We start from the raw sequence: 240 nt of genomic DNA, 5'->3' as shown, positions 1-240 counted from the left end.
CTTTGTTACAGCGCTAGTGAATCGACTGTCTTTGTTGGCTTCGCCTTCAAATGTAAAGTCGAATTTGCTTATCACTAAGCGTTCGCCTAGTTCCACCTCAACCAAGTAAACATCTTTTTCTTTCTCGCTAACATCTATTTTGCTTTGGTAATAACCCAACGCGCGCAAGGCACGTTTAGTTTGTTCAGCACTGGCAGATGAGATGCGACGTACGCTACTGTTTTCTGGGAAAGTTTGTGC

1 protein-coding gene is annotated in these 240 nt (G+C 43.8%); it reads right to left on the bottom strand.

The genetic code is table 11. The annotated features are described in order from the left end of the window. The coding region (locus tag Q4528_RS15775; protein ID WP_303522675.1) for a POTRA domain-containing protein at positions 1-240 on the bottom strand (240 nt) is incomplete at both ends.

Source organism: Staphylococcus pasteuri, from assembly GCF_030547725.1.
GTDB lineage: Bacteria > Bacillota > Bacilli > Staphylococcales > Staphylococcaceae > Staphylococcus > Staphylococcus pasteuri.
This window is presented reverse-complemented; position numbering and strand designations above follow the sequence as displayed.